Below are 247 nucleotides of genomic sequence, written 5' to 3' on the forward strand. Positions count from 1 at the left end.
CTCATGCCAGATCTTTGCAGTCGCAGGAATGCTTCCCAAATTCGTAAGGTCGTCTTTATTAACTACAATTAGATTGTTAGGTCCCTTAGCTAAATTATTGAAACTGTCCAAACTCTGATTTTTAAAGTAGCCGTCACTTGCTTTAGCCAGACTGGCTTGCAATTGATCTATCCGATATGCTTCAGCTTCAGCTTCTGTTTTGACAGCTTCAGCTTTAGCCTTAGCCGTTGCAATTAAAGCATCATTT

General features: G+C 40.1%; 1 protein-coding gene. It reads right to left on the minus strand.

What is annotated here, in order from left to right:
- On the minus strand, positions 1-247 hold a 247-nt coding region (locus tag H3V04_RS09890; protein WP_198188520.1), incomplete at both ends, for a hypothetical protein.

Origin of the sequence: Bifidobacterium sp. M0353 (genome assembly GCF_016100645.1) — a bacterium.
Taxonomy (GTDB): domain Bacteria; phylum Actinomycetota; class Actinomycetes; order Actinomycetales; family Bifidobacteriaceae; genus Bombiscardovia; species Bombiscardovia choladohabitans.